This is a genomic window from Bradyrhizobium sp. SOJA106 (assembly GCF_059448745.1).
In genome coordinates this window covers 5247777-5274107 of sequence record NZ_CM182549.1, presented here as the reverse complement: position 1 = coordinate 5274107, position 26331 = coordinate 5247777, and the positions used below count along the sequence as shown (strand labels likewise).

Here is a 26331-nt window from a genome sequence, read left to right as displayed (position 1 = left end):
GCACTATTGCCCCCGTCGCCTTGCGGATGGCTGATGCGCGTGTCCGGTTGGACAGCACACATCACCGCAAGACTTGGCGCACAGACCCCGGGCGCCAGGACCACACGATTTGGCCGTACGCGGACCACACCTGTCGTTGGCGCGACGCTCCCGCTCACGGCTGCCCGCCCTGCGAAGCTTGTCGCGCCGATGTGGTCCACGCCCACCGCCGCCCGGCCCACGTTCGTGACGATCGCTATATGCCCTCTTCCTCGGGCCGGAGTGCGCAATATCTAACAAAAATCCGAATTCGAATAAAGAGAATTATATTGTGGCCATGCCGTTGACCTGGATCTGTTTCGCCCCGACGTGGCGCAAGAAATTGCGGTCAGGACGGTCAATCCGGCGCGGTCGGCACCCGCGTCTGTGCGAGCACCTGCGCCGAGCCTGTTGCCGTCGCATAGTCGCCGCCTTTGGCGAGATCGCGGCGGAGCGATGGGGGTGCCGTATGCAGGGCGTAAATGATTGCGACCTGGGTCCGGTTCTGGAGGCGGTATTTTCGCATGATGTTGCCGATATGCGCCCGGACGGTGTTCTCGGAGATCTTGAGCTCGTAGGCGATGTTCTTGTTCTGCAGTCCCCGCGCGATCAGCATCATCAGCTCGCGCTCGCGCGGTGTCGGCACAATCAAATGCTTCGGATCCCGGCTCATGGCTTGCTCCTCCCTTGGCCTGTGAATGGATCTTGGCCCCCCAGCATCTTCTCACTCCGTCTTGAGCCGCCTCGATTGGGCTGAGCTTTGATGCCTTGTGGGCGGGGTAAAAACCAAAGACGAGACCGGTCCGCGATCGAGAAGACGAGGGAGAGGCCGATCGCCTGGCCGTCGATCGAGGTGATCCACCCGGCCATGCGGGCGACCGTCATCGAGAGCGTGACCCCGCCGCCGACGCCGATGGCGCCGCCGAGCAGGCAGAGCACGAGCGCCTCGCAGAGGAACTGGAGACGGATGTCCCGCATCCGCCCGCCAAGGGCGCGGCGGATGCCGATCTCCCGGGTGCGCTCGGTGACCGACACGATCATGACGTTCATGATGCTGATGCCGCCGACGAGCAGCGAGACCGAGGCGATGGCGACGAGCAGGAGCGCGACGGTGCGGATCGCCCCCTGCTGCGCTTCCATCGCGGCGGCCGGATCCTGGACCTTGAAGTCGTCCTCCTGGCCCGCGGGGATCCTGTGGCGCTGCCGCAGCAGGCCTTCGATCTCCGATCGCGCTCCTGCCATCTGTCCATCCGCAGCGACCTTGGCGATGATGTAGGCCACCGAATCCCTGTTGATGTTGCTCGCGCTGCCAAGGAAGCGCAGCTTGGCCGTGGTGAGCGGCACGAAAGCGACATCGTCCTGCGCGGGTCCCTTGCGATCGAGCACGCCGACCACTTCGAGCGGGACCTTCATGATCCTGACCTGCGCGCCGATGGGATCGTCGCCCGGCGCGAACAGCTCGCGCGCGACCGTGCTTCCGAGGATCACGACCTTGCCGGCGCCGGCCTCTTCAGCGCCGGAAAAATAGCGCCCGGTCGCAAGCTGCCAGTCGCGCACCATGAAGTGTCCGGTCGTGGTGCCGTTGATCGTCGTATTCCAGTTCTTGCCCTCGTGGATCACTTGCGCGGTTCCGGCAATCGAGCCGGCCGCGGCCTGGACTTCCGGAATCTGCTCGAGGATGGCCTGCACGTCGCTCTCGGTCATGGTCAGCTTGCTGCCGTCCTTGAGGCGCACGCCGCCCTGGTAGACCGCCCCGGGGGTGATCATCAGCACGTTGGCGCCGATCGACCGGATCTGCTCCTGAAGGCGGAGCTGCGCGCCCGACCCGATCGCAAACACGGTCACGATGGAGGCGACGCCGATCACGATGCCGAGCATGGTGAGGAAGCTGCGCAGCGGATTGAGGCGCAAGGCGTGAAGGGCGATCTGAAAGCCCTGGAGCATCGTCATGATGCGGCGCTCCGTTTCGGCAAGGCTGGAGCCATCATTTCGTCGGCGACGACCTCGCCGTCATGCAGGCGGATCGTTCGCCGGCACTGGGTCGCGATGCCGGGATCGTGCGTGATCATCGCGATGGTCTGGCCGGTCCGGTTGAGCGCGGCGAACAGCGCCAGAATCTCGGCGCCGGTGCGGCTGTCGAGCGCGCCGGTCGGCTCGTCGGCGAGCACGATCAATGGAGAGGCGATCAGGGCGCGGGCGATCGCGACACGCTGCTGTTCGCCGCCCGAGAGCTGCCGGGGGAAGTGATGGGCCCGGTGCAGCATGCCGACAGCCTCCAGGCTTTGCTCGGCGCGCGCCAGGCGCTCCTTCCGGCCGACGCCGCAATAGATCAGCGGCAGCGCGACATTTTCGATCGCATTGTGGCGGGCGAGCAGATTGTAGGACTGGAACACGAAGCCGATGCTGCGGGCGCGCAAGGACGACCGGCGGTCTTCCGAGAGACCGGCGACGTTGGCGCCTTCGAGGAAGACCGCGCCTGCGCTCGGCAGATCGAGCAGCCCGATCATGTTCATCAGCGTCGACTTGCCGGAACCGGACGGTCCCATCACGGCGACGATCTCGCCTTGCTCGATATCGAAGCTGACATTGCGCACGGCAGCCACCGCGATGCCGTCGGTGCGATAGGTCCTGGAGACCGACTGGAGGCTGATGAGGGGCGGAGAGGCGGTCATGATCCGAACCTGATGCCGAAAAATTCCATGCCTGTCGGACGGATCGCCTGGCCGACGGCAACCTGGCTGCCCTCGACCAGGTCTCCGCTCTTGAGCGCGACCTGTTCGGTGCCGGCCGCCCCGACCGTCACGGCGACGCGCTGCAGCGAGCCGCTCGCGGTGCGTACCCATACTCCACTGTGCGCGGCGTCCGGCCGAGTGCCGGAGGGCTGGAAGCGTAGCGCGGCGAGCGGCACTTTCAGCACATCGTCATGCCGCTCGATCACGATCTTCACCAGCGCGGTCATTCCGGGCAACAGCGCGCCATCCAGGTTGGAGGTCGCCAGCACGACCGTGTAGGTGACGACGTGCTGCTGGTTCTGCGGCGCCTTGCGCACCTGCCGCACCACGGCCTCGAAGCGCCGGTCCGGGTAGGAATCCACCGTGAAATAGGCGTGCTGTCCGGAGGCAATGCGCCCGATATCGGCTTCGTCGACCTGGGCGTGAATCTCCATGTCCTCGAGACGGTGCGCGACCACGAAAGTGGTGCGCGATTCCAGCCCGACCGCGAGCGTCTGGCCCTCGTTGACGAACCTGCCGACGACGACGCCGTCGATCGGCGAACGGATCACGGTGCGGTCGAGATCGGCCTGCGCCGCGGCGAGAACGGCCGCCTTCTCGGGCACGGCCATGCGCATTTGCTGCAGTTCCGCCTCGATCCGGCGGACGTCGGCCTGGGCTCCATCCACCGAATAGGAGTTGAGGGACATCATCACCTCCGCCTCGCGCTCCTGGGCGAGGCGGGCGGTGAACTCGGTCTGCGCATCATCGACCGTCGTCGTCGCCACCACGTTTTGCGACTGCAGCGCCAGCTTCCGCTGCAAGGTCTTCTGCGCCGAGCTCTTGACCGCTTGCGCGCTCTCGAGCTTGGCGGCGAGCACGTCGCGGCTGCCCTTGGCGTTCTGCAGATCGATCCTGGCGCGATCGAGCTTGGCGCGCGCGACGTCGACCAGCGAGTTGGCGACCGCCAGCGAGGCCTTGGCCTCGTCCACCTTGGCCGCGAAGCTGCGTGGATCGATCAGGGCGAGCGGCTGATCCTTGACGACACTGTCGTTAAAATCGACGTAGACCCGCGCGAGCTGTCCGGACAGCTGAGATCCCACCTCGATCGTCTTGACCGGCTGCAGCGCGCCGGTGACGGTGACCGTCTGCTCGATGCTGCCGCGTTGGATCGAGGCGTAGCGGAACAGAGGCGCATCCACCCCGAAGGTCGGGGCCTCGCGCCCAACAGGCACGAGCAGGCGTTTGGTCGATTCGTAGGCGCGGGCGGCTTTCTCGGCGGCACTGCCGGCTGCGCCGCTGATGGCGGCCGACCCGGCGGCGGAGAGGGCGGCGAGGCCGCATGCAGTTCCGAACAAGGCAATAACTGGCACAAATCGCATATCAAAACCCGCCTGTTTGAAATGGTTGCGGGGGTATGGCGAGAAATCGCGCTATGGTTGTAAATCTTCCAAGCGATCCTGATCGTCTCGGCAGTATGTCGCCGATCCCGGGCTGACGGTCGGGCACGTTTCATGATCCAGAAGTAAAGCCTGAGGTTGCGACGTTTCGTGATTTGCTGGGATCATATACCGGGAGTATTCCATACGACGCGCGCGGTACCGAATTCGATAAGCTGACTGCACGTCGCGTCTGGTCTGCCGAAAGCGGCGACCAGCCGGCGTTGACGTCGGCACATGGATGGCGACACCATGACGCAGTTGGCGATACCGCGCTCGCGGCCGGATGGTGGCATCCGCGATACATGCCCCGCCGTGATGCCTGTGGCTGGCTCTATTCCCTGTAATCACGAAGTTCGAGATGTGATGGGCGAGTATTGGCTCTAAGACATCCCGTCGGTGGACCGACGCTCTTCGCTCGATCCGCTGCAACTCATCCAAGCACCTTGTTTGCGGTCACAAAAGAATGGACGGCTCGTTACCTGGTCATCGGGCCCCAGGCTGGGGAGTTTGTTGTCATGAGTTCAGATCAAGCCACAGTTTATGTCGTTGACGACGAGATTCAGATTCGAACCGCGATTGGGAGTCTTTGCGAGGAGACCGGACACAAGGTGAGGTTGTTTGCGTCGACGGACGAGTTCCTTGCCGAGAGCATGTCCGAGGGACCGTCGTGCCTCGTGCTCGATGTGCGCTTCCCGGGCACTGCGCCGACCGGTCTCGAGCTTCAGCGCCGGCTCGCGGAGACTGGCGTGCCCATCCCGATCGTCTTCATCAGCGGTCATTCCGACGTCCGCGTCTCGGTCGAGGCCATGAAGCGCGGCGCGGTCGAGTTTCTTCCAAAACCCTTTCGCGAGCAGGAGATCCTCGACGCGATCCGGCATGGCATCGAGCGCGACCGCAGGCGGCTGGCGCGCGAAGACACCATGCGCGAGGCGCGTCAGCGCGTCGAGACGCTGACGGCGCGGGAGCGCGACATCATGCTGCTGATGGCCGAAGGGCTCGTCGCCAAGCAAATCGCGGCACGGCTCGGGGTGAGCGAAGTGACGGTGAAGGTTCATCGCGCCAGGATGATGCGAAAGCTGGAGCTGCGCTCTCCGATCGAGGTGGTGAGATTGATCGACAGCATCGGCCGCGAAGCGGAGGCGACGTGAGCTCTCGCGAGCTCCGAGCCTGCGGACGGCGAGATCCCGGATAACGTCTAGTCCGTACCGACTAGCATGAACTGCAGTCTGTCGCACGAAGCGCGATCGGTTCAGAGTCATCCCTACGATGTCGGCCTTCCTCAAGACCGCATCCAAACCCAGTCAGACAACTCGGCTAGAAAGGGATTTCCATGCGCAAATTGTTTTTGCTTCCGTTGCCGTGCTCGCTCTGTCTTCCGCGGCGCAGGCTGCCAACACCGCAACTACGGTGCAAGTCGGGATCGTAAACGGCTCCAGCGTGAACCAGCAGGGCCACGTGAACGACTCCTCGACCACCGCCCAGTTCGGTTTCGTGAATACCGCGATCACCCTGCAGGGCACGACCACTCCGTCGCTCAACAATGCGAGCTCGGTGACTCAGGTTGGCGTCTTTGGCAACTCGGCCACCACTGGGCAGGTTGCCACGGGCAACAACACCAGCTCGATCAGCCAGTCCACGCTCTTCGGCCTCCCGCCGAACAACGCTGCCGCCGTTGGGCAGTTCGGCTTCGGCATCAACTCCAGCACCATTACGCAGCACTAAGCCAGCCCCGTATCGGCCCCGGGCGCGTCCACCGAGCGGCGCGTCCGGGTGATACTCGACAGGCCATACTCGAAATCACCGCGATCAGGTTGCCTGAACGGGGCGGCGGGTCGGCGGCTGACATTTCGCGGAGGATTATGACATGCGCAAATTTTTCGTCACGACGGTCGTCATGCTGAGCGCGCTGAGTGCTGTCGATGCCCAAGCCGCCAACTCGATTAGCGTGTTGCAGTTCGGCACGACAAATCTCTCGTCCACAGTGCAGACCGGCCCGGTGAACAACACCGCGACGACGCTGCAATTCGGTGCGACCAACACCGCATCGAGCTTGCAGTTGGGATCGCTGGCTTCGGCCAATTCGGCGACGATAGGACAGGGCGGCACGACCCCCACCGCGACCAATAACGCCGCGGTCGGTCAGGTCGGCGGCGCCAACACGAGCTTGATCGGCCAGATTGGCCTGAACAACGCTGCCGGGGTGTCCCAGCTTGGCATTCTGAACGGCTCCACGATTTTGCAGCAGGCTCCTTAACCCGAGATCGTGTTTTGGCTCGGCACAGATAGTGTGGAGGCATATGATGAATAGGCATCTTCTGGTCGTTGCGACGGCGATCCTCCTCTCCTGTTTTGCCGCGAACGGCCCTGCGCGGGCGCAAAGCGCTGACATCAAGACGATCGTCTCGGTCAACGGGCCGCCGGTCGTCTTGAACCAGAGCAGTTCGACCAACCTGGCCGGCGTGTTCATGATCGGCGGTAACACCAGCGCGACTGTCACCCAGAACGGCTCGAATAATGCTGTCGGGATCCTGCAATTCGGTGGGGCGACATCGGCTTCGGTCGGGCAGACCGGCATGACTAATTTCGCCTTCGTCGGCCAGACCGGTCAGTCGGCGACGAGCGTCGTGTCGCAACTCGGCAGCATGAATACGGGAGCGATCGCGCAGTTCGGCAGGATCAACTCGTCGATGGTTGTTCAACACAGCCCGTAGCACGCGAGCTCGCGGGAATCGACAACGAAGCGGAGACGCGTGATGCAATGGGGCAGGGCTGTGTTGAGGCACGTGTTGGCCGCGGCGGCGTTGCTTGTCGCCGTCGGCACGGCGACGCAGGCGCCGGCGGGATCCGTCCAGCGGAGCTTCACGAACCGGAACGTGAGCGTCGAAACGATCGTGCAGTTCGGCGACAATGTCGAGCCTGTCACGATCGAGGAGAACAGCCGCATCAACATCGCGCGGGTGATCCAGATCGGCGGGACCGGCACGGTGGACGCGACGATCATCCAGAACGGGGAGCGCAACTATGCCAACGTGATCCAGGTAGGCGGTACCACCAATGCGGCGGTCGGCCAGTCCGGCCTCAGCAACACTGCCGACATCACCCAGATCGGCAATTCCACCAATGCGCTCCTGCTCCAGATCGGCGACATGAACACGGGAGCGGTACGGCAGTTCGGACGTTTCAACTGGATGGCGATCTTCCAGTTCAGCCGATGAAGGAGTGTGACATGAGATTATTCCTGCTCGCATCCGGCATAGGGATCATGAGCGTGATCGCGGCGGCGCCGGCCGGGGCTGCCGACGGTCACACCACGGTGGTCCAGGACGAGAACGGCACCTCCGTGATCACGCAGAGCGGCGATCCGGCGCAGGCCGAGGTGAAGATCGAGAAGGAGCCCGGGCGTACCACGGTCTACCGCCGCAGCGGCGGAAACACGGCCATTGTCTCCCAGGGTACCGGCAACGCGCAGGACATGCTCGACTGGCTGCGCAAGCAGCGGGGCCGCTGACGCGCGAAGGCCCACCGTCCGCGAAGGAACGATGGGCCTTGGCCGTGAGCGCACACTACCAGCGATAGACGCCGGTCAGCGTGCCATTGTTGTTGCCGTCGGGGCCGACATCGCCCTGTGTCGAGCTCGGCGCCGGATGGTTGCTGCCGTTGAGCGCGCCGTATGGCCCGGTGACCCCAGGATAGTACGCGCGCGGCTGAACCGTCTCATAGGCGGGAGCGTCCCAGCCGGCGCGCGGTCCGTTCCAGCCATAGCCCTGGGCCGATGCGGCCGTGGTGCCCGCGATGAGCGATGCCGTGATCAGGCAGACGAGTTTTGACGTGTTCTGCATTGAGGATGCTCCTTTTCTTGTCGGGGCCAACGACAGCGATGGGGGAGCGTTCCGGACGTATTTTGAGGGGGCCGATCAACTCCGATCAACTGGTTATGAAGTGCCGCTCGTGGAACGAAGCGCCTGAAACGCGTGGGGAATTCGGGCGTTTGGCCGCACCCTGTTCCCCGTTCATTCCGCGCCTTAACCAACAATTAATTATACGTTTGCGGGCAGGTGACGGCCCGGCCTAGCGTGCGGCGGGGAGCCGCTTTTCGCGAAGCCAAACGAGTTGGTGCGTATCATGATGTCCAGATCATATGGGGCGTTATTCGCCTCGCTCAGCGCAGCCGCGCTGCTCCTTAGCCCCAGCGAGACTTTTGCACGACCCGGCGGCGCCGCGCCGCATGGCGTGGTGAGCGCTGCCGCGCGGCCGGCCGCGGTGGCGCGTCCGCCGATCGCACCCGGTGCCAGGTTCCGCGGCCGCAACACGCCCTGGGTCTACTGGCCGGGCGGCGGTGGCTTCTTCTACGACGGTGCGGGCTACAGCAGCCAGCCCTTTGCCGACCTCGGGCAGCCGGTCTCCACGGACGTGCGCTACACCTACACTTATGACGTTCCCTGGGACTGGACGCATCGCTTCCCGCCGAACGTCGTGCCGTCGGACCGGCCCTATGTGCCGAGCTGCCCGACCGAGCAGGTGACGGTGCCAGGCCGCGGCGGCAGCGAGCACACCGTCAACATCATGCGCTGCTACTGAGCATCTTGAGCATGATCTTTTCGGAAGACCGTTTCACACTTTGCGCTAACGCGGGCCTTCGGGTCCGGATCATGCACTAGCTAACCCAGCTCAAAGCTGGTCACGCCGAAGACGCGGTCGATCCGCAAGCTCCGGATCGGCCCGGTATACATCCGCGCCGTCTCGAACACCGGCTTGAGCCCGAGCTGTTCAGCCAGAGCAATTGCCTCGCGGTTGACGGCGGGGACATCGAGAAAGATCTCGCCGCCGCCCGCTGTTGCCAGCAAGGCCTGCACGATCGCCTCCGCAGCGGCGCGATCATCGGCGACGAGCGGGCCGATCTTGCAGCCGCTCCGGCAGGGCCGGATCACGCCCCATGCGGCGAGCTTGCCGTCGCGCATCAGCGCGCGGCCGATATGGCCCGATGTCCCGATCCAGGCGCGCAGGAACGCGCTGCGCCGGGCCGGGAAGACCGTCGCATCGTCGGCTTCCACCAGCGCGAACGGGACCGTGTCGAGCGCAACGGCATCGGCTCGCGGCGACGGCGCCGCGATGACGCCGCCATAGCGGATGTTGGCGTAGGCGAGCTGGAAGCCGGACTTTTTATAGTTGTCCTGCTGCGCCACGACGCCGTCGAGCCCGATCACGCGCGCGCCCGCATGCGCGATTGCCGCGTTCCAGATGCTGAGGCCGTGGCCTCTGCCGCGAAAGCTCGCGCGCACGATGTAGAAGCCGAGAAAGGCGAAGCGATCATCGTAGTTGACGCAGGAGACGGTCGCGACCGGCTCGCCCTCGATCTCGCCGACGAAGAAACCCTCCGCGTCGGGGATCGAAAAGCAGGCGGCATCGGAGAGGCCCGGATTCCAGCCCTCGGCCGCGGCCCAGTCGGCGGCGAGGGAAATTTCGTCAGGGCGCAGATTGCGGATCTGCAGGTCGCTCATGGTGGATTCTCTCGGCGGATGCTCTCGGCGGTGGACCTGCCGGCAGCTCCGGCAGTAGAAGGCCTCATGATAGGCCGGGCCTGCGGCTCGCCTCAACACAGGGACCATGGTCATGGCAGCAGAGAAGGTCGCACTCGTCACCGCCGGCGGCAGCGGCATGGGGGCAGGGGCCGCGCGGCGCCTTGCGGCCGACGGCTTTCGCGTCGCGATCCTGTCGTCCTCCGGCAAGGGCGAGGCGCTGGCCGCCGAGCTCGGCGGGTTCGGCGTCACGGGCTCCAACAAGTCGAACGATGATCTAAGGCGCCTCGTCGACGGCGCACTGGCCAAGTGGGGCCGCATCGACGTGCTCGTCAACAGCGCGGGCCATGGGCCGCGTGCGCCGATCACGGAGATCACCGACGAGCAATGGCACGCCGGCCTCGATACTTATCTCCTCAACGTGATCCGTCCGACCAGGCTGGTCACGCCCATCATGCAGGCGCAGAAGGCGGGCGCCATCATCAACATCTCGACCGCCTGGGCGTTCGAGCCGAGCGCGATGTTTCCGACCTCCGCGGCGTTCCGCGCCGGGCTCGCCGCTTTCACCAAGATCTTCACCGACACCCATGCCGCCGACAACATCCGCATGAACAACGTGCTCCCAGGCTGGATCGACAGCCTGCCGCAGCAGGACGCGCGCCGCGACAGCGTGCCGATGCGGCGCTACGGCAAGGTCGAGGAGATCGCCGCGACGATCGCGTTCCTGGCCTCCGACGGCGCGGCCTATATCACCGGCCAGAACATCCGCGTCGACGGCGGGCTGACGCGCTCGGTCTGAGCCTAGCCGAGCGCCGGATACTGAGCTTCATCCCGTTCCGGATCTGGCGTGAAAGCCCCCGGCTCAGCCGGGGCTTTCTGATTCGAAGCTAGCCGCCATGCGAGGCGATCAGATGCGCCAGCGCGGGCAGGATCTTGTAGCGGGCGATCTCGTGCGGATATTCCCCGCGATTGGCGAGCAGGACGATGCCGATCCGCCGCGTCGGCACGAGACCGAGATAGCCGGAGGCGTTGTTGAGGCCACCCGGCTTGTCGACGATGAGGACGCCGGGCAGGCGTACATTCTCCCAGGCCATGCCCTGTCCGAATTTCTCGTCGACGCGGAAGACCTCGTGTTGCGTCATCCGCAATGCCTCGCGCAGATCCGGGTCGATCGACCGGCCGTCGACTGAGGCCCCGACGAAGGTCGCAAGGTCGCGCGCAGACGAAAACATCTGGCCTGTGCCGGGAAAATCGTAATAGCTCTGCTGGTTGCCGGGCGGGCCGATCGCCATGCCCTGATCCGAATAGCCTTGCACGACGCGCTGCATCCAGGCCGCGTCCATCGCGGCGCGATCGTCCGGCCCGCGCTCGGGCACGGAGGTCGCGGTCATGCCGAGCGGCCTGAAGATATTTTGTTCGAGCAGCGTCGCGATCGGGGCGCCGTAACAGCGCTCGAGCACGAGCTGAAGCAGCACATATCCGGCATGGCTGTAGACGCGCTGCCTGCCGGGCGCTTCGCCGGCCTGCGGTTCCCATGCGTTGAGCATCTCGATGAACTGCGCCCGGTTGAAGGAATCGTTTGGCCATGGCGGATGATCGGTCGCAAGCAGCAGTCCCGACGTGTGCGCGGCGAGCTGACCGACGGTGACGCGGCCGACATAATCGCCGGTGAGTTCAGGCAGGTATTTCGGCAAGGCATCGTCGAGCCGCAACTCGCCGCGTAGCGTGCCGAGCGCGACCAGCGTCGCCTCGAACGGTTTACGCAGTGAAGCGATGTTGAACAGCGTGTCAGGTGTGACCGGCCGGCGGCTCGCCTCGTCCGCAAAGCCGAACGTGAAGAACTCGACATGGCGCCCGGCATAGAGCGCGGCGGCAAGACCGCCCGGATGATCCGGCCTCGAGGTCGGCGCGAGTTCGGCGGCGACGATATCGCGCATCTGCGCGATCATGTCTGAGTCCGCAAATGTGCGCCGCGGGGAAAGCGCGATCGCCAGCGGAACAAGCGCAGCCCGGGCGAAGCTTCGTCGGGTGATCGGGAAGCATGTGACAACAGGCGGCACGCGCTCTAGTGAATCTGCTTGTGCACCCCCGGGCATCTTTTAGCGGGGAGGGCGCGATGCCCCAATTCACGATTGCGCGTTGTGGGTTCCGTTGGTCACCGTTTACTTAGCCAATAGGCTAACGATTGTTGACATCCGGCATTTGCCGTGATTAGTTAGCTTCATGGCTAACCAATTATCCCGCCTCGACCAGATTTTCGCGGCGCTTGCCGATCCCACCCGGCGGGCGATCGTGATGCGGCTGTGCGCCGGCGAGGCGTCGGTCGGCGAGCTTGCCGACCCCTTCGACATGGCGCTGCCGAGCTTCATGAAACACATCCACGTGCTGGAGACGAGCGGGCTCGTTCAGTCGGAGAAATCCGGCCGCGTGCGCACCTGCCGTCTCAGTCCGGATGCGCTTGTCGGCGCCGAGGACTGGTTCCAGCAGCAGCGCGCAATCTGGGAGGCGCGGCTCGACCGGTTCGAGGCCTATGTGATGAAGCTCAAGAAGGAGAAGGAGGCGGCCGCCGCCAAGCGGCCGTCCCGAACCACCAAACGGAAAGGTGCCTGACGATGACGAGTTCTGCCAATCCCGCTTTGTCGCAATGGTCGCTCGACCGCGAGATCGTGATGTCGCGCGTGATCGACGCGCCGCGCGAGCTGGTGTTCGAGGCCTGGTCCGACCCGAAACATCTGCCGCAATGGTTCGGACCGAAGGGATTCAAGGTCGAGACATTCGAGATCGACGTCCGCGTCGGCGGCGTCTGGCGCTTCAACATGATCGGCCCCGACGGCACGGTCTATCCGAACCGGATGCGCTTCCGCCGCATCGAGCGGCCGTCGCTGATGGAGATGGATCACGGCACCGACCAGGACGATGATCCCGGCATGTTCCGTTTCACCGTCACCTTTGCCGAGCAGAGCAACGGCAAGACGGTGCTGATGATGCGGCAACTGACCTCGAGCACTGCGCAGCGCGACGGCATGATCGGCTTCGGCGCGGTCGAATACGGCTACCAGACGCTGGACAAGCTGGCGGCGTATGTGTCGCTGATGAAGCGGTGAGGCTTTAACATGGAGCGGCCCCAGCGAGGGGAGGATCGCGCTGGGGCCGCTCTTGCGCGTGCGCCATGAAAAGGGACCGGCTTCGATGTGCGATCCGTGGTCAGCTAGCGCCGCGGCGTGACGCCGTTGGAGGGCGGAGTCGTTTCGTTGCGCATGCCGGGAGGGCTCGAAGCACCTTGTCCGCCGCGTTCTACATGGGAGATGCCGCCACCGCCACTGCCGGCACCTCCGTCTCCGCTCCCGCCCGAACCGGATCCGCCTGAACCCGCGCCAGCTCCGCCTGCTCCAGCGCCGGCACCGGCGCCAGCGCCGCCACCGGCTCCTCCAGCACCGCCTCCGGCACCGCCGCCCGCACCTTGTGCGAACGCTGCGCCGACCGAAGCGCCCGCGAGCACCGCGGCTGTGAAGATCGTTAGAACTGTCTTACGCATATTGCTTCTCCTCGAGGTTTTCGCACGTGACCAATCGCGTGCGACGCTGACCCGTTCCTATGCGAAGCGTGGTCGGAGGTCGTTGGTGCGGACACGTGGCAACCTCGTCGAATGTTCAGCGAGGAGATCAAGCGCAGCAGGCAAAACAAAAGCGGCCGCGCGACTCCATGTTGTCGAGAACAACTGTCCAAGGGCGGCGTTCCTACAAGCGCAGGTGGTTTGATGTTCGGCTATCGCAGGTTAGCGTCGGGTCCGAACATCGGAACAGCGGCCGATCAGCTGCGGCAAACCGCCTGATTTCCTGGAGGAACGATCCTTACGAGCTGCGGTTTGCGGAACGAGGCCAGTCAATACGAAAGGACAGGACAATGGCTAACGCAGCTCGCGATACGTTCGTGGTCGGATTACGCAATGCACACGCGATGGAAGTTCAGGCGCGAGAGTTGATGGAGCGCCAGTCGGAACGTCTGGACGAGTATCCGGAGGTCAAGGCGAAAGTCTCCGCCCATCTTCAGGAGACCAACGAGCAGCTGAGGCGACTGGAGCAATGTCTGGAGGCCTGCGGCGAGAGCACGTCGAGCCTCAAGGATACGGCGCAGTCAGTGATGGCGAACATGCAGGCCATGGCACACTCGGCGGCCGGCGATGAGATCCTCAAGAACACCTTCGCCAACAATGCATTCGAGAATTTCGAGATCGCCGCTTACAAATCTCTCCTCGCGCTCTGCGGCGCCGCAGGAGTGCCGGCGGCCAAGGAGAAGCTCGAGGCCTCGCTGAAGGAAGAGCAGCGCATGGCGTCGTGGATCGACTCCAACGTCGAGAAGGTGACGATGGAATATCTGGCGCATCAGCGCCGGGCAGCCTGATCCTCGAGCCATTCTGCCGGGATCAGGCCCACCGGCCCGCAGCGCGCGGCCGGTGGTCTTGCCATGCCGCCGCACCGGCGGCATGGACGCGAAGACCGGCAGGAACGATCGCGGCCGTCTCGCTTGGCGATGATGAGACATGTTATCTTCAGCGACTACCGCAATCCGGCCGCCGAGGAGGCTTACGAGATCGCCTGGGACTTTCTCGCGCGGACCGGCGCCATTCGCGACGAGTTCGAAGCCTGCGTGTTCCTGGCGCAGCGGATCGCCGCGATAGTCGACCAGGGCCAGACCAACCGTATCCGCATGGCCAATCGCGCGATCTCCGAATACCAGCGCCACGCCGATGAATGCGACGATCTCGTCTGCTGCGGCGGCTGCCGCGGCGAGGGGCGTTGAGCGCCGGTATCCGATGCGCCATGTCCGGGACGCCGGCGCGGCGGCGGCACGCTACTCGCCCTTGAGGCCGGCCTCGCGGATCAGCGCGCGCCACTTCTGCGTCTCGTTGTCGATGAACTGGCCGAAGGTGGCGGCATTGGCCGGCCGCACCTCCAGGCCCTGGGCTGTCATCTTGTCCTTGATCGCGGGTTCGGCGAGCGCACGCAGCACCTCAGCCTGAAGCTTGTCAACGATCTCACGCGGCGTGGTCGCGGGCGCCATGAAGCCGTACCATCCGGCGGCGACCACGTTGGGAAAACCCTGCTCGCGCAGGGTCGGTGCCTGCGGGTAGAGCGCGCTGCGTTCGGCCGAGGCGACGCCGAGCACGATGAACTTGCCGCTTTGGATGTAGGGTAGCGCGGTCGGCAGCGCCGTCAGCGTGGCGTCGACGCGCCCGGCGAGCAGCTCGGTGTAAGAGGCCGCATCGCCGCGGAAGGGGATGTTGAGGCCCTTGACGCCGGCGTCGCGGAACAGGAGCTCGCCGGCAAGGTGCGGCTGCGAGCCGGCACCGGGCGAGGCAAAGGTCAGCCCATCCGGCTTCGACTTACCATAGGCGATCAACTCGGAGAGCGACTTGAACGGCGCCTCCGCGCTGATGATCAGGAACAGCGGCGCGATCACGGCCATGGCGACCGGCTGAAGATCCCGGCGCTCGTAGGTCAGCTTGCCGAACAGCGCTTCCGCGGTGGCATAGGGCGCGGCGACATAGAGCAGCGTGTAGCCGTCGCCCGGTGCGTGCGCGACCGTGTCATTGGCGATGCGCGTGCCGGCGCCCGGCTTGTTCTCGACGATGAACTGCTGATGCAGGTTGCGGCCGAACTCTTCGGCGAGCAGGCGCAGCGAGATGTCGTTGGAGCCGCCCGGTCCGTAGGGCGAGATCAGCCGCACCAGGTGCGAGGGCCAGGCGTCCTCAGCGCGTGCGGCGAATGGGACGCAGGGTAGGGCAAGCGCAGTCCCCAGCAATGTTCGGCGCGTGATGGTCATGTTGGCCTCCCGGGTGTGGAGCGCCGGTTTTATTGTTCATCGATTGGCGCTCTTCTTGTTCGATTTTCGCCTCTCGACGGCGGGCTCCGCCGCATGGACCACTGCGCGGATGCTGTCGGCAAGGGCGGCGATCCGCGGGCCGATCTCTCCTTCCAGCTGACCTGGCTGGAGCCGGAATGCGGGGATGCCGCAATTGATCGAGAAGGACTGATTGAGCTCGCGCGCGTGAAACAACGGCGTAGCGACGGCATGGATCGAGGCGATGTACTCGCCAATACAGGTGCAGAAGCCGCGGCTGGCGCATTGGGCGAGGCCGGTGCGGTATTTGTTGCGGAAGGCTGCCCACAGCTCGGCGTCTTCGGCTGCGATCTGCCGTTCAAGCCGCTCCGCGTCGGCCGGCGGCAAGATTGCTGCCGCGGCGCGGCACATCGCGGTCATCACGACGGGAATCGGCATGCCGACGTCGGGCACATGCGGACCGACATCGCCGGAGCGCGCGGTCTCGACGTAGATCATCGAGGTCGCATCGAGCAGGCCGATCGAGACCGTGCCGCGCACGCTCTGCGCCAACTCCTGCATCATCGGCCGCGCCATCTGCCGGAACTGCATGTCGGCAAGCAGCGGGTGCGCCATCCGCAGCGCACGGGCCGCGAGACGGTATTTCGTCCGCGCGGCTTCGTAGCGGAGGTATCCAAGCTCGGCCAGCGTGTGCGTCAGCCGCGCCACCGTCGGCCGCGGGATGCCGGTCAGCTTCGACAGCTCCATGTTGCCGAGCAAGGTGGTGCCGGCCTTGAAGGCTTCGAGTACGACGAGACCTTTTGCCAGCGTTGTTGCGAAGGCCGCGTCATCGGTGCTTGCCGCGAGCACTGCGGCGACGGTCGCGTGCGGAAGACGGCGTCTAGCTAGGGAAGTGCGGACCATGCCCGAATATCGAACGCAAGACGCAGTCTTGTCCAATAAAATCAGATATGGCACCGATATCGTCCACCATGCGGACGCTAGTTCGCTGTTGTCGCTGCCGCCGCAACCGCGCCGGGAACGTTCAAGCGCACAAAATTTTGTCGCGATCGCGTGGCGTCTTGTGACATTATTATTACGAAGACATGTCACGTCGATTACAGCGGAGCGATTCATGTTGTGGTGGCAGGCACGTTCAAATCCCCTCGCGTGGTGGTGGGGGTCCTTAACGCTGGTCAGCGCTGCAAACATTCTCGTCTGGTTCATGCTGTACCGCGAGTTCTATCCGACGGTCGCAGGCAGCGTCGGTGGCGGCTCGGATATCGGCCTGATGTTCCTGCTTTGCGCCGCCTATGTGTTCGGCTGCGCCTTCCGCTCGGTGCTGCCGCGCGCCGATGTGCAGCGCATCTGCCTGTTCGACACCTGGCTGTCGAGCGTGTTCGTCGGCCGCACGGTCGCGACCGTGGCCGAAGTCTGCTTCGCCGCGCAATGGGCCATCATCCTGCACCAGTTCGGCACCATGACCGGCGCGGAGACCGCGGTGACCATCGCGTGGTTGATCGTGCCCGTGATCATCGTCGCGGAGTGCTTCTCCTGGTACGCGGTCGTGACCACCAACTTCCTCTACAACGCGATCGAGAACTCGCTGTGGGCGGTGACCTTCTTCCTCGCCGGCATCGCGCTGTGCCGTCTGATGCCGGAATTCCAGGGGCCGGTACGCTGGGCGCTGATCGCCGGCATCGTCGGCATCGCCTGCTTCCTCGCCTTCCTGGTCACCATCGATGTGCCGATGTATCTCAGCCGATGGCGAGCAGGGCATGCCGAGGGCAACAGATTCCTTGGCCTGCTCGAAGGCCTGCATGACGTCTCGACGCGCTGGGTCGTGACGCACGACATCGCGCACTGGAAGGGCGAGCTGACCTGGATGTTCCTGTATTTCAGCGCCGCGGTCTGGTCGAGCCTCGCGCTCTGCGCGCTCTATGCGATGGAAGGCTATCTCACGCGGTATCTCGCCTGAGGTTGCCTCTTATTTGAGGCGTTTTTTTTACGCGAACCGGTATCCACTTCGCTTCAAAACGCTCTATTTGCCGACCAGGGTGCATTTGCTGCGATCGAGCGGGCGGAAGGCCTGGTCGGGTGGGATCGTCGCGACCAGCTTGACGAAGTCCCACGCGCCTCTGGATTCCTCCGGGGTCTTGACCTGCACCAGATAAAGATCGTGCACCATGCGCTGATCCTCGCGGATGCGGCCGTTGGTGGTGTAGGCGTCCGATACCGGCGTCGCCTTCATTTTGGCCATCACGACGGCGCCCTCGTCGGAGTCGGTGTCCTTCACCGCCTGCAGATAGTGGCGTACGGCGGAATACACGCCGGCCTGGATTTGCGAGGGCATCGCCTTGCGTCGTGCGTAGAACGCGTCCGAAAATTTTCGGGCGGCGGGCGAGACGTTCTCGAAGAAGGAGGTGACGATGAGGTCGCCGCGCGTCGCCTTCAGCCCGACCGCGTCGATGTCGACGTTCTGGAACGACATTGGGACGATCTTCATGCCTTGGCTGGCGAGCCCGAATTCCTCGGCCTGCTTGATCGCGGTCGCATTGTCGCCGGCAACGTTGATCGCCAGGATCTTGGCGCCCGACGACTGCGCCTGAAGCAGGAATGAGCTGTAATCGGGCGTGCCGAGCTGCGCCTTGACGCTGCCGGCGACCTTGCCGCCGAGCGCGGCGATGCGCTCGCGCGCGGTCACCTCGATCGAATGGCCGAAGGCGTAGTCGCCGGTGATGAAGAACCAGGGCTCCTTGCTGGTCTGCATGATGCCGGAGACGACCGCTGTCGCGGTGGAATAGGCGTCCTGAGTCCACTGCACGCTGGTCGGCGCGCAGGCATCGTCGGTGAGCTGGTTAGCGCCGGCGCCGGAGACGAGGAATATCCTGCCGTTGCCACGCACCAGCTCCTGCACCGCGAGCGCGGCGCCCGAGCTGCCGCCGTCGGCGATCGCCTGGACGCCGTCGCTGAACCATTTTCGCGCCAGGGATGCGGCGAGATCCGGCTTGTTCTGGTGGTCGGCCTGCAAGATCTCGATCGGCTTGCCGTTGATCCTGCCGCCGAACTCTTCCGCCGCCATTCGCGCCGCCTCGACCGAGCCCGGGCCCATCGCGGTCGCGAACACGCCGTTCATGTCGGTGAGCACGCCGATGCGGATGGCATCGCCCTTGATCTCGGCGCGCGCGGCGGGGCCCGCGAGAGCCAGAGCGGCCAGCAGCATGGTGGATGTGGTGCGGAGGGGATTCATGGCGTTTCCTGATTTTATCGTTGATCGGTATGGGCGGTCAGGCCCGTTCGGCGATGACCTTGTTGCGCAGGATGCCGATGCCGGAGATCTCGACCTCGACGGTGTCGCCCGGGCGCATCCACAAAGGGGGCGTGCGCTTGGCGCCGACGCCGCCTGGCGTGCCGGTGACAATGACGTCGCCAGGGACGAGCGGGCAAATCGTGGAGATATAGGCGATCAGTTCGGGGATGCCGGTGATCAGGAGATCGGTGGTGGTATCCTGCACTACGGCGCCGTTGAGCCGCGTCTGCAAAGTGAGCTTCGACGGGTCCGGAATTTCGTCCGTCGTCACCAGCCACGGGCCGAAGCTGCCGCTCTCCGCAAAGGTCTTGCCGGAGAGGAATTGACTGGTATGGCGCTGCCAGTCGCGGATGCTGCCTTCATTGTAGCAGGCATAGCCGGCGATGTGGTCGAGCGCACGGCTCGCGGGAATGTGCCGGCCGCCCGTGCCGATGACGAGCGCGAGCTCCCCCTCATAGTCGAAATCGTCGCTGACCTCAGGCTTCACGATCGGCTGAAGATGGCCAACCTGGCTGCAGGGGAAGCGGACGAATAGCGCCGGCTTCTCGGTGACGGTGCGCCCGGTCTCGGCGACATGGTCGCGGTAGTTGAGGCCGACGCAGATGATCTTGCCGGGATCGGGGATGACGGGGGCGAAGGCGATCTTGTCGAGAAGATGATCGGGTGCAGCGGATGCGACGATCTCGGCCGCCTCGGCAAGGCGACCGGCTTCGAGCAGCTGGCGCAGCGTGGCGCAGGGTGCCATGCGCCTGCCGAGATCAACGACGCCATTGTCCTTGAGGGCCCCGAACGAGGCGTGTCCGCCGGCAACGAATGAGAGCAGCTTCATGAGATATCCTTGAAAGTGGGTTCGGTCAGGCCGCGGACGGCACTTGGGCTGAAGGAATTTGGGTTGGAGGATTGATGGCGGCGATGAGCCGCTCGAGCTCGGACTCGTTGCGGGCGGTCCCGCGGATGTAACGGTCAGGACGAACCAGCGCGGCGATGACGCCGTGCTCGCGCAGCCAGTCTCCGACGCCTTCGACGTCGTCGCCGGCGAGGATCTCGATCCGAGCCTGCGACAGGGTGAGGCTCGACGGCAGTGCGGCCGCGGTCTCGACGAGCAGCACATGATGATAGCCGGTCCGGTCGTCGCTGCGGCGTCCGTCGCTCAGCATGAATTGCGGTGCGAGATGTCCCGCGAACGGCAGGTCGCCGAACGCGAGACCGGGGCCGAGCAGGGGCTTCTTCACTTCCAGCTTGACCGGCGCGTTCTCGCGCGCTTGGCCGGCGGCAAGGCCGGCCTCGATCGCCTTTGTGTTGATGACACCGCCGAGGCGAATGGCGAGCTCGATGAACTCGCGCACATGCGGCAGCCGTTCACTCTGATAGGTGTCGAGCAGATCGGCGCTCGCGCCAGCGCGGATGACGCTGGCGAGCTTCCAGGCAAGGTTGGCGGCATCGCGAATGCCGGCGCACATGCCCTGGCCGAGAAAGGGCGGGGTCTGGTGCGCGGAATCGCCCGCGAGCAGCAGCCGGCTATTGCGCCATTGCTGCGCGATCGCCGAATGAAAGGTGTAGACCGCGGCACGCTCGATCTCGGCATCGTCGGGAGTGACCCAGCGCGACAGCAGCTCCCAGACTTTCGCCGGCTGTGCCACGTCCTGTGAGTCCTCGTCCGGAAGCACCGTGATCTCCCAGCGCCGGCGCGTGCCGGTGCCGCGGACGTAAGTCGCGGGCCGCCGCGGATCGCAATGCTGAATGCTGTAATCGCCGAGGTCGTCGCGCTCGCGCTTGAGTAACACGTCGATCACCAGCCAGCGTTCGTGGAAGCCGAGATCGTCCATGCCGGAGCCGATGAAGCGGCGCACCAGCGAGCGGGCGCCATCGCAGCCGATGACATAGGCAGCGCGGACCTCGGTCAGCTTGCCGTTTGACAGGTCCTCATAGCGGACGCGCACGCCGGTCTCGTCCTGATCGAGCGCGAACACATCGCAGCGGCTGCGCAAGGTGACGTGCCCCCAGCGCGCGAGACCAGAAATCAGCACGTCCTCCAGATCGGGCTGATGGAAGCGGTAACTGAGATTCCAGCCCATCGGCGTCAGCGTCTGTGGCCGCGACCAGTCCAGCAGCATCTTGCCGTTCGCATCAAGGAAGAGCATGCCGGGACTGAGGATGGTTTGCGGCAGGATCGCGTCGGCAAGCCCGATGGTCTGGAACACGCGCATGCATTCATCGTCGAAATGCACCGCGCGCGGCAAATGATAGGTCCGCGCTTCGCGCTCCAGCACCAGCGTCCGCACGCCGCACAGGCCGAGCAGGTTGGCGAGCGTGGCGCCCACCGGCCCGCGGCCGACGATGACGACGTCAAACTCTTCAGCGATGGATTTATCTTGCATGGGGCATCTTTTCCCCATGCGGGGCCGGCCCTTCAACGCCGGCGTGCCAAGTGTCCGCCCAGCGGACGGCCTCTATCCCGCGACATGAATGGCCGACGCCGCCTCCATCAGCTGGCTCGCGAACTGCGCGACCGCTTCCTCGATCCCCAGCGCCGAACGGATCCAGATGATCGAGATGCAGCCGAATACGGCGCCGTCCCGCACGATGGCAACGGCAATCGAAGCCGTCTTGGGATTGTATTCGCCCTCGCTTCGAATTGCGTAACCTCGCGCGGCAGTCTCGGCGATCATGCGGTCGAGCCGGCCCTGGTCGAGGAAGGGGCGGTCTTCGGCCTCATCGATGCGGCGGAGATGATTGATGATGAGATCGCGTTCGTGCGCAGGGCAGGCGGCGAGATAGGCGCGGCCCGCAGACGTGCGCAGCATGGGCAGGCGTTTACCGATCATGCCGCGGTCGATCGAGAGCGGGCTGCGAGAGTGCGTGGTCTCCTGCACCACCATCGCCGCGTTCTCATAGGTGGAGAGATCGACCGGCCAGATCAGCTTCCTGCTGAGATCTGCGAGATAAGGCGCCGCCGCCTGGCAGATCACCACTCCTGGATCGTAGCCGTCGCCGAGGCTCAACGCGCGCCGGGTGACCCGAAATCGGTCGTCGCTGGCGCTGCGCGCGATGTAGCCGAGCTCCTCCAGGGTTTCGAGGAGGCGGTAGACGGTGGGTCGCGGCAGGTCGAGCGCGCGGGCAACGTCGCCGGCGCGGATGCCGCCGGAGCGGTTGACCTCGTGCAGCACGTCGAGCCCGCGCTTGAAGGCGCGGACGCCCTCAGACTGCCGCGGCTGGCCGTTCCGCGTCCGCTCCTTGGACACTCCGTATTTCCTCCCTTGTGGCACGTCCCGGCGCGCTTATTGTCGTCGCTGACGCGAGGCGATTGCGGGACGCCACCGTAGGATCGCGCGCGGCCGGTATCAAGCTCGCCGCAATATGGCGACCACGATGCTTCGGGAGGAATTCGATGGAAATCGCAGCGCTCGGCTATATCGGAATCAGTTCATCCCAGCTCGACCAGTGGAGCCGGATGGCGACCGGGCTGCTCGGCATGCAGCAGGTCGATCGCGGTGGCAAGATGCGCGCCTTCCGCATGGACGACCGCAAGCAGCGGCTGATCGTCGACGGCGGCAGCGATGCCGGGCTGGCGGTGATGGGCTGGGAAGTTCCGTCGACCGCTGAGCTGGATCAGTTGGCGGGCCGACTGGAAAGCCACGGCGTTAAGGTCACGCGCGGTTCGCGCGCGCTCGCTGACGAGCGGCATGTCGCCGAGCTGATCGCGTTTGCCGATCCCGCCGGCAACCGGCTGGAGGCTTTTTGCAAGCCGGAGCTCGCGAGCGAGCCGTTCAAGCCGGGCCGCCCGATCTCGGGCTTCCGTACCGGGGCGCTCGGCATGGGGCATGTCGTGCTCAATGTGGAGGATGTCGAGCCGCTGTTGCCGTTCTATCGCGACGTGCTCGGCTTTCATGTCTCGGATTTTGGGCTGAAGCCTTACGGGCTTTATTTCTTCCACGTCAACGGCCGCCACCACTCGTTTGCCATGGTCGGCTCGGGACGGAAGGCGATGCATCACTTCATGGTCGAGCTCGGCTGCCTCGATGATGTCGGGCAGGGCTATGATCTCGCGCAGATGGACGAGGGACGCATCGCCTACACGCTGGGCCGGCACACCAATGACCACATGACCTCGTTCTACGTGAATACGCCGTCCGGCTTCTTCATCGAATACGGCTGGGGCGGACGCGTCATCGATCCCGAAACCTGGCAGCCGCACGAGACCTTTGACGGGCCCTCCCTGTGGGGCCACGAGCGGCTCCGCATGCCCGAGGAGCAGCGCAAGCGATTGCGTGACATGCGGCTCGACGCGGCTGCCCGCGGCGTGCGCGTCGCCGACCCACGCGTGCCGCCGCTCAACTGCGCGTGGCTGGACGCAGTGGTCGCGCGGGAATGATCTTCGGCCATGTCGCGATCACGTCTCGCGGAGATCGACCTCGGTCAATAGTCCCTGACGCAGTGCCAGCCGGACCAGCTCGATGTCGGAGCCGACGCCGAGCTTGTCCTTGATCAGCGAATGCAGGTTGGCGACGGTCTTCGGGCTGACATGCAGCGTCTCGGCGATCTCCTCCGTCGTGTTCTCGGCGAGCAGCAGCCGCAGCACCTCGAACTCGCGCGGCGTCAGCACGTCGGCGGCCGAGCTCTCGCCGCTGATCCGGCTCAGTGCGAGCTCGTGGTCGATGTCGGGGCTGATGGCGATCTTGCCGGCCAGCACGTCCATCACCGCGCGCACCAGCGTCTCCGGCGGGCTCATCTTGGTGACGTATCCGCGCGCGCCGGCGCGGATCGCCTGCACCGCGAAACCGGCATTCTGGTGCATGGTGAAGACCAGGATCCGTGCGGTCTTGTCCCATTGCCTGATGCGCCTGACGGCCTCGATGCCGCCGATGCCGGGCATGCTCAGATCCATGATGACGAGGTCGGGCGCCTCGGATTTGAACAGGCGGTAGGCCTCGGCGCCGTCGGACGCCTCGGCCACCACGCGCAGACCCGGCTGCTTCTCGAGCACGGAGCGGTAGCCTTCGCGCACGACGGAATGATCGTCGACCAGCAGAATCGTCGCGGTCATGCCGCGTGCTCCAGCACCGGCCGATCGGCGGCCGCCAGCGGGATGACGACGCGCAGCGCCGAGCCACCATTCGGTCCCGGCTCGAAGCTCAGCCGGCCGCGCAAGGCCGCGACGCGTTCGCGCATGCCGAGCAGGCCCATTCCGGATTTTCCGGCGGGATCGGCCGAGCGGCCGTCATCGTCGATCGCGAGTGCGATCTCGTCGGGGCGCATCGTCAGTTCCAGGCTGACCTTGGTGGCGCCGGCGTGCTTGGCGGCGTTGGTCAGCGCCTCCTGCACGATGCGGTAGAGATTGGCGCTGATGGTCGCCGGCAGCGTCTCGAACGTGCCGTCGAAACGGATCGCAAAGCGCGTCTCGCCGCGGCTGCGCCCGTTCCACCCCGCGACCAGGCCTTCCAGGCTGGCGACCAGCCCAAGCTCCTCGACGTCGGGCGGGCGCAGCCGGAACAGCGCCCCGCGCAGCGTCTCCATCATGCCGGTCGCGGTCCGTGCGATGCCGTCGCATTCGCCGAGCAGGGCAGGGCAGTCCTGCGCCGCGGTCTGGCGGGCCGAGGAGGCGAGCGCGCGGATGGCGGCCAGCGACTGGCCGAACTCGTCATGAAGCTCGCGTGCCAAATGACGACGCTCCTCGTCCTGGAGCGCGATCAGTTTCCGCGTCAGCTCGTTCCGCTCGGCGAGCGCAGTGTCGAGGCTTTCGGCGAGATGATTGAAGACGTCGCGGATGGCGGACAGCTCGGCGAGGTCGAACGGCGGCAGCCGCGCGGTGAGGTCACCGGCGGCGACCCGTTCGAGGCCGGTGCGGATCATGTGGGTCGGGCGCAGCGCCCGCGCCAGCGCGGCATAGACCAGGACGCACAACAGCGGCAGGGCGATCGCAAGCGCCAGCATCAGACGGCCGGCCTCATGCCAGGCCTCGGCCGTCTGCACCGCCGGATCGAGCCAGACCACGGCATCGCCGAGCTTTGCTCCGCGCACGATCACCGGCCTTGCCGCCTCGCGGCCGGGGTCGAACAGGCTGCGATAGAACGCCGTGAAGGCCTGCGGCGGCGGCGTTGCCGGAGGCACGCCACTACAGAACCGCTGGAGCATGTCGCCGCCGGTGCCGCGGACGGCCAGACACAGGCCGGGCGTCATCACATAGGCCGCAACGGGATCCAGATTCGGAAAGTCCGCGCGCAGCCCTGCCACCCACTGGATCTTGCCCTGCTGCAGCTCCAGCGACTTCGCCACTATGCCGGCGATACTGTCGATCCGCGCATGGGCGGCGCGGTCGGCCGTGATGAGGAAATAGGCGGAGATCGCGGCGAAGCAGGCGGCCGATATGGCGGCCACGCGCAACGTCAGTCGGACCTTCAGATCGAACCTCGGACGGTTCCACATCGGCGGGCACCTGGCGAACGGATTTGTCGCCTGCGCATTAAACGGCAGAACGCAAGCGGCGCAAAGCGTTACGCTTTACTGCAGTGCAATGACGTGAAATTTTCCCGGCGCTGATCGGGATCGCCGCGGCTGCAGGGCGCAGGGCGGCCCGCCAGATTGCGCCGCCGCTCCACCTCATGAGGCCCGCATGCGCCGCACCCGATCGATCCTCTCTGCGCTTTTCCTCCTGGTCCTCCCGGCGGCCTCTTCGCCGGCGACTGCCGAGGCCGCCATTGGCGTGGCCATCGACGATTTCAGCTATACCGACACGTCGGCCGAGCCCGCGGACCAGACCGCCGCCCACGAGCGTCGGCTGTCGGCGTTCATGGCGGCGCTGAGGCGGGATATTGGCGCGGATGGCCGTTACAGCCTGGTGCCGTCGGCCCAGGAGGGCGCAGCGTTCAAGGTCATCGGCGGCATCCAGAAGACCAGCACGCTGGTGCAATGGGCCAAGGTCGCCGTGATCGACGTCGGCGCCAAAAAGCTGGTGATGGACAAGCTCTACACCTTCCGCGGCGACAATGACCAATCATGGGAGCGCGCCGAGATGTTTGTCTCGCGCGAGGTGATGGCCGCGCTCGCCGCGCCCGCGCCGGTCGCGCTGGCGGTGTTCGATTTCGAGCTGGAGGACACGACCGCTGCATCAGGGGGCGCCTCAGCCACATCGGATGCGTCATACCTCGCCGAGGTCACCGCCGGCGTGCGCGAGTTGCTGGGACAATCCGGCCGCTATCGCGTCATCGATGTCGGCCGCGAGGCGAAGGCGCATGCCTTGCGCGACTGCAACGGCTGCGAGGCGGCGATCGCGCAGAAGCTCGGCGCGGACCAGTCGTTGATCGGCGTGGTGCGGCGGGTCAGCCGCACCGAATACACCCTTGGCTTCCAGGTCCGCGATGCCAGGACCGGCGCGGTGTTGGCGCGCGGCGATAGCGGTCTGCGCATGGGCGCGGACTATTCGTGGAAGCGTGGCGCGGTGCGGCTGGTCAGCGAAAAACTGGTCGGAAGCCAGTAGCCAGAGTTTATTGTTTGAGCATGATCTTATCGGAAAACCG

General features: G+C 65.4%; 30 protein-coding genes. 15 read left to right on the top strand and 15 right to left on the bottom strand.

Going from position 1 to position 26331, the window contains the following annotated elements:
* Window positions 1-376 precede the first annotated feature (376 nt).
* The 4 genes from AC5V87_RS24700 to AC5V87_RS24685 are packed head-to-tail and all read right to left on the bottom strand — an operon-like array spanning window position 377 to window position 4111.
* On the bottom strand, window positions 377-691 hold the full coding sequence (locus AC5V87_RS24700; RefSeq protein ID WP_495368019.1) for a response regulator transcription factor: 315 nt from the start codon (window positions 689-691) through the stop codon (window positions 377-379).
* Window positions 688-1968, bottom strand: coding sequence for an ABC transporter permease (locus tag AC5V87_RS24695; protein ID WP_495368018.1), 1281 nt, complete (start codon window positions 1966-1968; stop codon window positions 688-690). The genes AC5V87_RS24700 and AC5V87_RS24695 overlap by 4 nt, the downstream gene beginning before the upstream one ends.
* Window positions 1965-2690 (bottom strand): ABC transporter ATP-binding protein, encoded by a 726-nt coding sequence (locus AC5V87_RS24690; protein ID WP_495368017.1) that lies wholly within the window; start codon window positions 2688-2690, stop codon window positions 1965-1967. The genes AC5V87_RS24695 and AC5V87_RS24690 overlap by 4 nt, the downstream gene beginning before the upstream one ends.
* Complete coding sequence (locus AC5V87_RS24685) at window positions 2687-4111, bottom strand: efflux RND transporter periplasmic adaptor subunit (protein WP_495368016.1); 1425 nt, start codon at window positions 4109-4111, stop codon at window positions 2687-2689. Before AC5V87_RS24685 ends, AC5V87_RS24690 begins: the two co-directional genes overlap by 4 nt.
* Before the next feature lie 575 nt (window positions 4112-4686).
* Here AC5V87_RS24685 and AC5V87_RS24680 point away from each other — a divergent pair.
* The 6 genes from AC5V87_RS24680 to AC5V87_RS24655 all read left to right on the top strand — a co-directional run bounded on the left by AC5V87_RS24680 (window position 4687) and on the right by AC5V87_RS24655 (window position 7679).
* Window positions 4687-5319 carry a response regulator transcription factor gene (locus AC5V87_RS24680; RefSeq protein ID WP_456837945.1) on the top strand — a complete coding sequence of 211 codons (633 nt, stop codon included), beginning with the start codon at window positions 4687-4689 and terminating at the stop codon, window positions 5317-5319.
* 118 nt (window positions 5320-5437) lie between these two features.
* Window positions 5438-5893: a curlin subunit CsgB gene (locus AC5V87_RS24675; RefSeq protein ID WP_495368015.1), complete on the top strand. Its 456-nt coding sequence runs from the start codon at window positions 5438-5440 to the stop codon at window positions 5891-5893.
* A gap of 142 nt (window positions 5894-6035) precedes the next feature.
* The gene (locus AC5V87_RS24670; RefSeq protein WP_456837947.1) at window positions 6036-6425 is read left to right on the top strand and encodes a curlin; all 390 of its coding nucleotides are present in this window, start codon (window positions 6036-6038) and stop codon (window positions 6423-6425) included.
* Between the two features lie 46 nt (window positions 6426-6471).
* Window positions 6472-6882 (top strand): curlin, encoded by a 411-nt coding sequence (locus AC5V87_RS24665; RefSeq protein WP_495368014.1) that lies wholly within the window; start codon window positions 6472-6474, stop codon window positions 6880-6882.
* A 162-nt stretch (window positions 6883-7044) separates the two neighbouring features.
* Entirely contained in the window at window positions 7045-7386 is a 342-nt protein-coding gene (locus AC5V87_RS24660; RefSeq protein WP_456837949.1) for a curlin, read from the top strand.
* A gap of 11 nt (window positions 7387-7397) precedes the next feature.
* Window positions 7398-7679 (top strand): hypothetical protein, encoded by a 282-nt coding sequence (locus AC5V87_RS24655; protein WP_456837950.1) that lies wholly within the window; start codon window positions 7398-7400, stop codon window positions 7677-7679.
* Between the two features lie 55 nt (window positions 7680-7734).
* Here the strand turns inward: AC5V87_RS24655 and AC5V87_RS24650 are convergent, their stop codons facing one another.
* Window positions 7735-8010 carry a hypothetical protein gene (locus AC5V87_RS24650; protein ID WP_456837951.1) on the bottom strand — a complete coding sequence of 92 codons (276 nt, stop codon included), beginning with the start codon at window positions 8008-8010 and terminating at the stop codon, window positions 7735-7737.
* Window positions 8011-8293: 283 nt separating this feature from the next.
* Between AC5V87_RS24650 and AC5V87_RS24645 the strand changes: the two genes are divergently transcribed.
* Window positions 8294-8749: a hypothetical protein gene (locus AC5V87_RS24645; protein ID WP_456837952.1), complete on the top strand. Its 456-nt coding sequence runs from the start codon at window positions 8294-8296 to the stop codon at window positions 8747-8749.
* 80 nt (window positions 8750-8829) lie between these two features.
* On the opposite strand, the gene AC5V87_RS24640 is transcribed toward AC5V87_RS24645, so the two are convergent.
* Window positions 8830-9669, bottom strand: coding sequence for a GNAT family N-acetyltransferase (locus tag AC5V87_RS24640; RefSeq protein ID WP_495368013.1), 840 nt, complete (start codon window positions 9667-9669; stop codon window positions 8830-8832).
* 112 nt (window positions 9670-9781) lie between these two features.
* Between AC5V87_RS24640 and AC5V87_RS24635 the strand changes: the two genes are divergently transcribed.
* On the top strand, window positions 9782-10486 hold the full coding sequence (locus AC5V87_RS24635; RefSeq protein ID WP_495368012.1) for an SDR family oxidoreductase: 705 nt from the start codon (window positions 9782-9784) through the stop codon (window positions 10484-10486).
* A gap of 88 nt (window positions 10487-10574) precedes the next feature.
* Here AC5V87_RS24635 and AC5V87_RS24630 read toward each other — a convergent pair whose 3' ends face one another.
* Window positions 10575-11636 (bottom strand): serine hydrolase, encoded by a 1062-nt coding sequence (locus AC5V87_RS24630; RefSeq protein WP_495368011.1) that lies wholly within the window; start codon window positions 11634-11636, stop codon window positions 10575-10577.
* Between the two features lie 274 nt (window positions 11637-11910).
* Here AC5V87_RS24630 and AC5V87_RS24625 point away from each other — a divergent pair, with 274 nt between their 5' ends.
* The 4 genes from AC5V87_RS24625 (at window position 11911) to AC5V87_RS24610 (ending at window position 14487) form a co-directional block, all read left to right on the top strand.
* Complete coding sequence (locus AC5V87_RS24625; protein ID WP_456837956.1) at window positions 11911-12297, top strand: ArsR/SmtB family transcription factor; 387 nt, start codon at window positions 11911-11913, stop codon at window positions 12295-12297.
* 2 nt (window positions 12298-12299) lie between these two features.
* Window positions 12300-12791: an SRPBCC family protein gene (locus tag AC5V87_RS24620; protein WP_495368010.1), complete on the top strand. Its 492-nt coding sequence runs from the start codon at window positions 12300-12302 to the stop codon at window positions 12789-12791.
* Between the two features lie 799 nt (window positions 12792-13590).
* Window positions 13591-14088 carry a ferritin-like domain-containing protein gene (locus AC5V87_RS24615; protein WP_456843313.1) on the top strand — a complete coding sequence of 166 codons (498 nt, stop codon included), beginning with the start codon at window positions 13591-13593 and terminating at the stop codon, window positions 14086-14088.
* Between the two features lie 132 nt (window positions 14089-14220).
* Window positions 14221-14487, top strand: a complete 267-nt coding sequence (locus AC5V87_RS24610) for a hypothetical protein (protein WP_495371937.1) — start codon at window positions 14221-14223, stop codon at window positions 14485-14487.
* Window positions 14488-14538: 51 nt separating this feature from the next.
* Here AC5V87_RS24610 and AC5V87_RS24605 read toward each other — a convergent pair whose 3' ends face one another.
* Together AC5V87_RS24605 and AC5V87_RS24600 are read right to left on the bottom strand one after the other, a co-directional pair.
* Entirely contained in the window at window positions 14539-15510 is a 972-nt protein-coding gene (locus AC5V87_RS24605) for a Bug family tripartite tricarboxylate transporter substrate binding protein (RefSeq protein ID WP_495368009.1), read from the bottom strand.
* A gap of 36 nt (window positions 15511-15546) precedes the next feature.
* On the bottom strand, window positions 15547-16431 hold the full coding sequence (locus AC5V87_RS24600) for an IclR family transcriptional regulator (protein ID WP_495368008.1): 885 nt from the start codon (window positions 16429-16431) through the stop codon (window positions 15547-15549).
* 211 nt (window positions 16432-16642) lie between these two features.
* Here AC5V87_RS24600 and AC5V87_RS24595 point away from each other — a divergent pair, with 211 nt between their 5' ends.
* Window positions 16643-17485 carry a hypothetical protein gene (locus AC5V87_RS24595; protein ID WP_495368007.1) on the top strand — a complete coding sequence of 281 codons (843 nt, stop codon included), beginning with the start codon at window positions 16643-16645 and terminating at the stop codon, window positions 17483-17485.
* 63 nt (window positions 17486-17548) lie between these two features.
* On the opposite strand, the gene AC5V87_RS24590 is transcribed toward AC5V87_RS24595, so the two are convergent.
* From AC5V87_RS24590 to AC5V87_RS24575, 4 genes are all read right to left on the bottom strand, one after another.
* Window positions 17549-18757: an ABC transporter substrate-binding protein gene (locus AC5V87_RS24590; RefSeq protein ID WP_495368006.1), complete on the bottom strand. Its 1209-nt coding sequence runs from the start codon at window positions 18755-18757 to the stop codon at window positions 17549-17551.
* Window positions 18758-18794: 37 nt separating this feature from the next.
* Window positions 18795-19646, bottom strand: a complete 852-nt coding sequence (locus AC5V87_RS24585) for a fumarylacetoacetate hydrolase family protein (protein WP_456837962.1) — start codon at window positions 19644-19646, stop codon at window positions 18795-18797.
* Window positions 19647-19671: 25 nt separating this feature from the next.
* A complete protein-coding gene (mhpA, locus tag AC5V87_RS24580; protein WP_495368005.1) occupies window positions 19672-21195 on the bottom strand; it encodes a bifunctional 3-(3-hydroxy-phenyl)propionate/3-hydroxycinnamic acid hydroxylase MhpA in 1524 nt (507 codons plus the stop codon).
* A 72-nt stretch (window positions 21196-21267) separates the two neighbouring features.
* Window positions 21268-22059, bottom strand: coding sequence for a DNA-binding transcriptional regulator (locus AC5V87_RS24575; protein WP_456837964.1), 792 nt, complete (start codon window positions 22057-22059; stop codon window positions 21268-21270).
* 146 nt (window positions 22060-22205) lie between these two features.
* Between AC5V87_RS24575 and AC5V87_RS24570 the strand changes: the two genes are divergently transcribed.
* Entirely contained in the window at window positions 22206-23189 is a 984-nt protein-coding gene (locus AC5V87_RS24570) for a VOC family protein (protein WP_495368004.1), read from the top strand.
* Window positions 23190-23207: 18 nt separating this feature from the next.
* Here AC5V87_RS24570 and AC5V87_RS24565 read toward each other — a convergent pair whose 3' ends face one another.
* Together AC5V87_RS24565 and AC5V87_RS24560 are read right to left on the bottom strand one after the other, a co-directional pair.
* Entirely contained in the window at window positions 23208-23861 is a 654-nt protein-coding gene (locus AC5V87_RS24565) for a response regulator (RefSeq protein ID WP_456837966.1), read from the bottom strand.
* A complete protein-coding gene (locus tag AC5V87_RS24560; protein ID WP_495368003.1) occupies window positions 23858-25240 on the bottom strand; it encodes a sensor histidine kinase in 1383 nt (460 codons plus the stop codon). The genes AC5V87_RS24565 and AC5V87_RS24560 overlap by 4 nt, the downstream gene beginning before the upstream one ends.
* 187 nt (window positions 25241-25427) lie before the next feature.
* Between AC5V87_RS24560 and AC5V87_RS24555 the strand changes: the two genes are divergently transcribed.
* A complete protein-coding gene (locus tag AC5V87_RS24555; RefSeq protein WP_456837968.1) occupies window positions 25428-26291 on the top strand; it encodes a DUF3280 domain-containing protein in 864 nt (287 codons plus the stop codon).
* The last annotated feature ends 40 nt before the right edge of the window (window positions 26292-26331 follow it).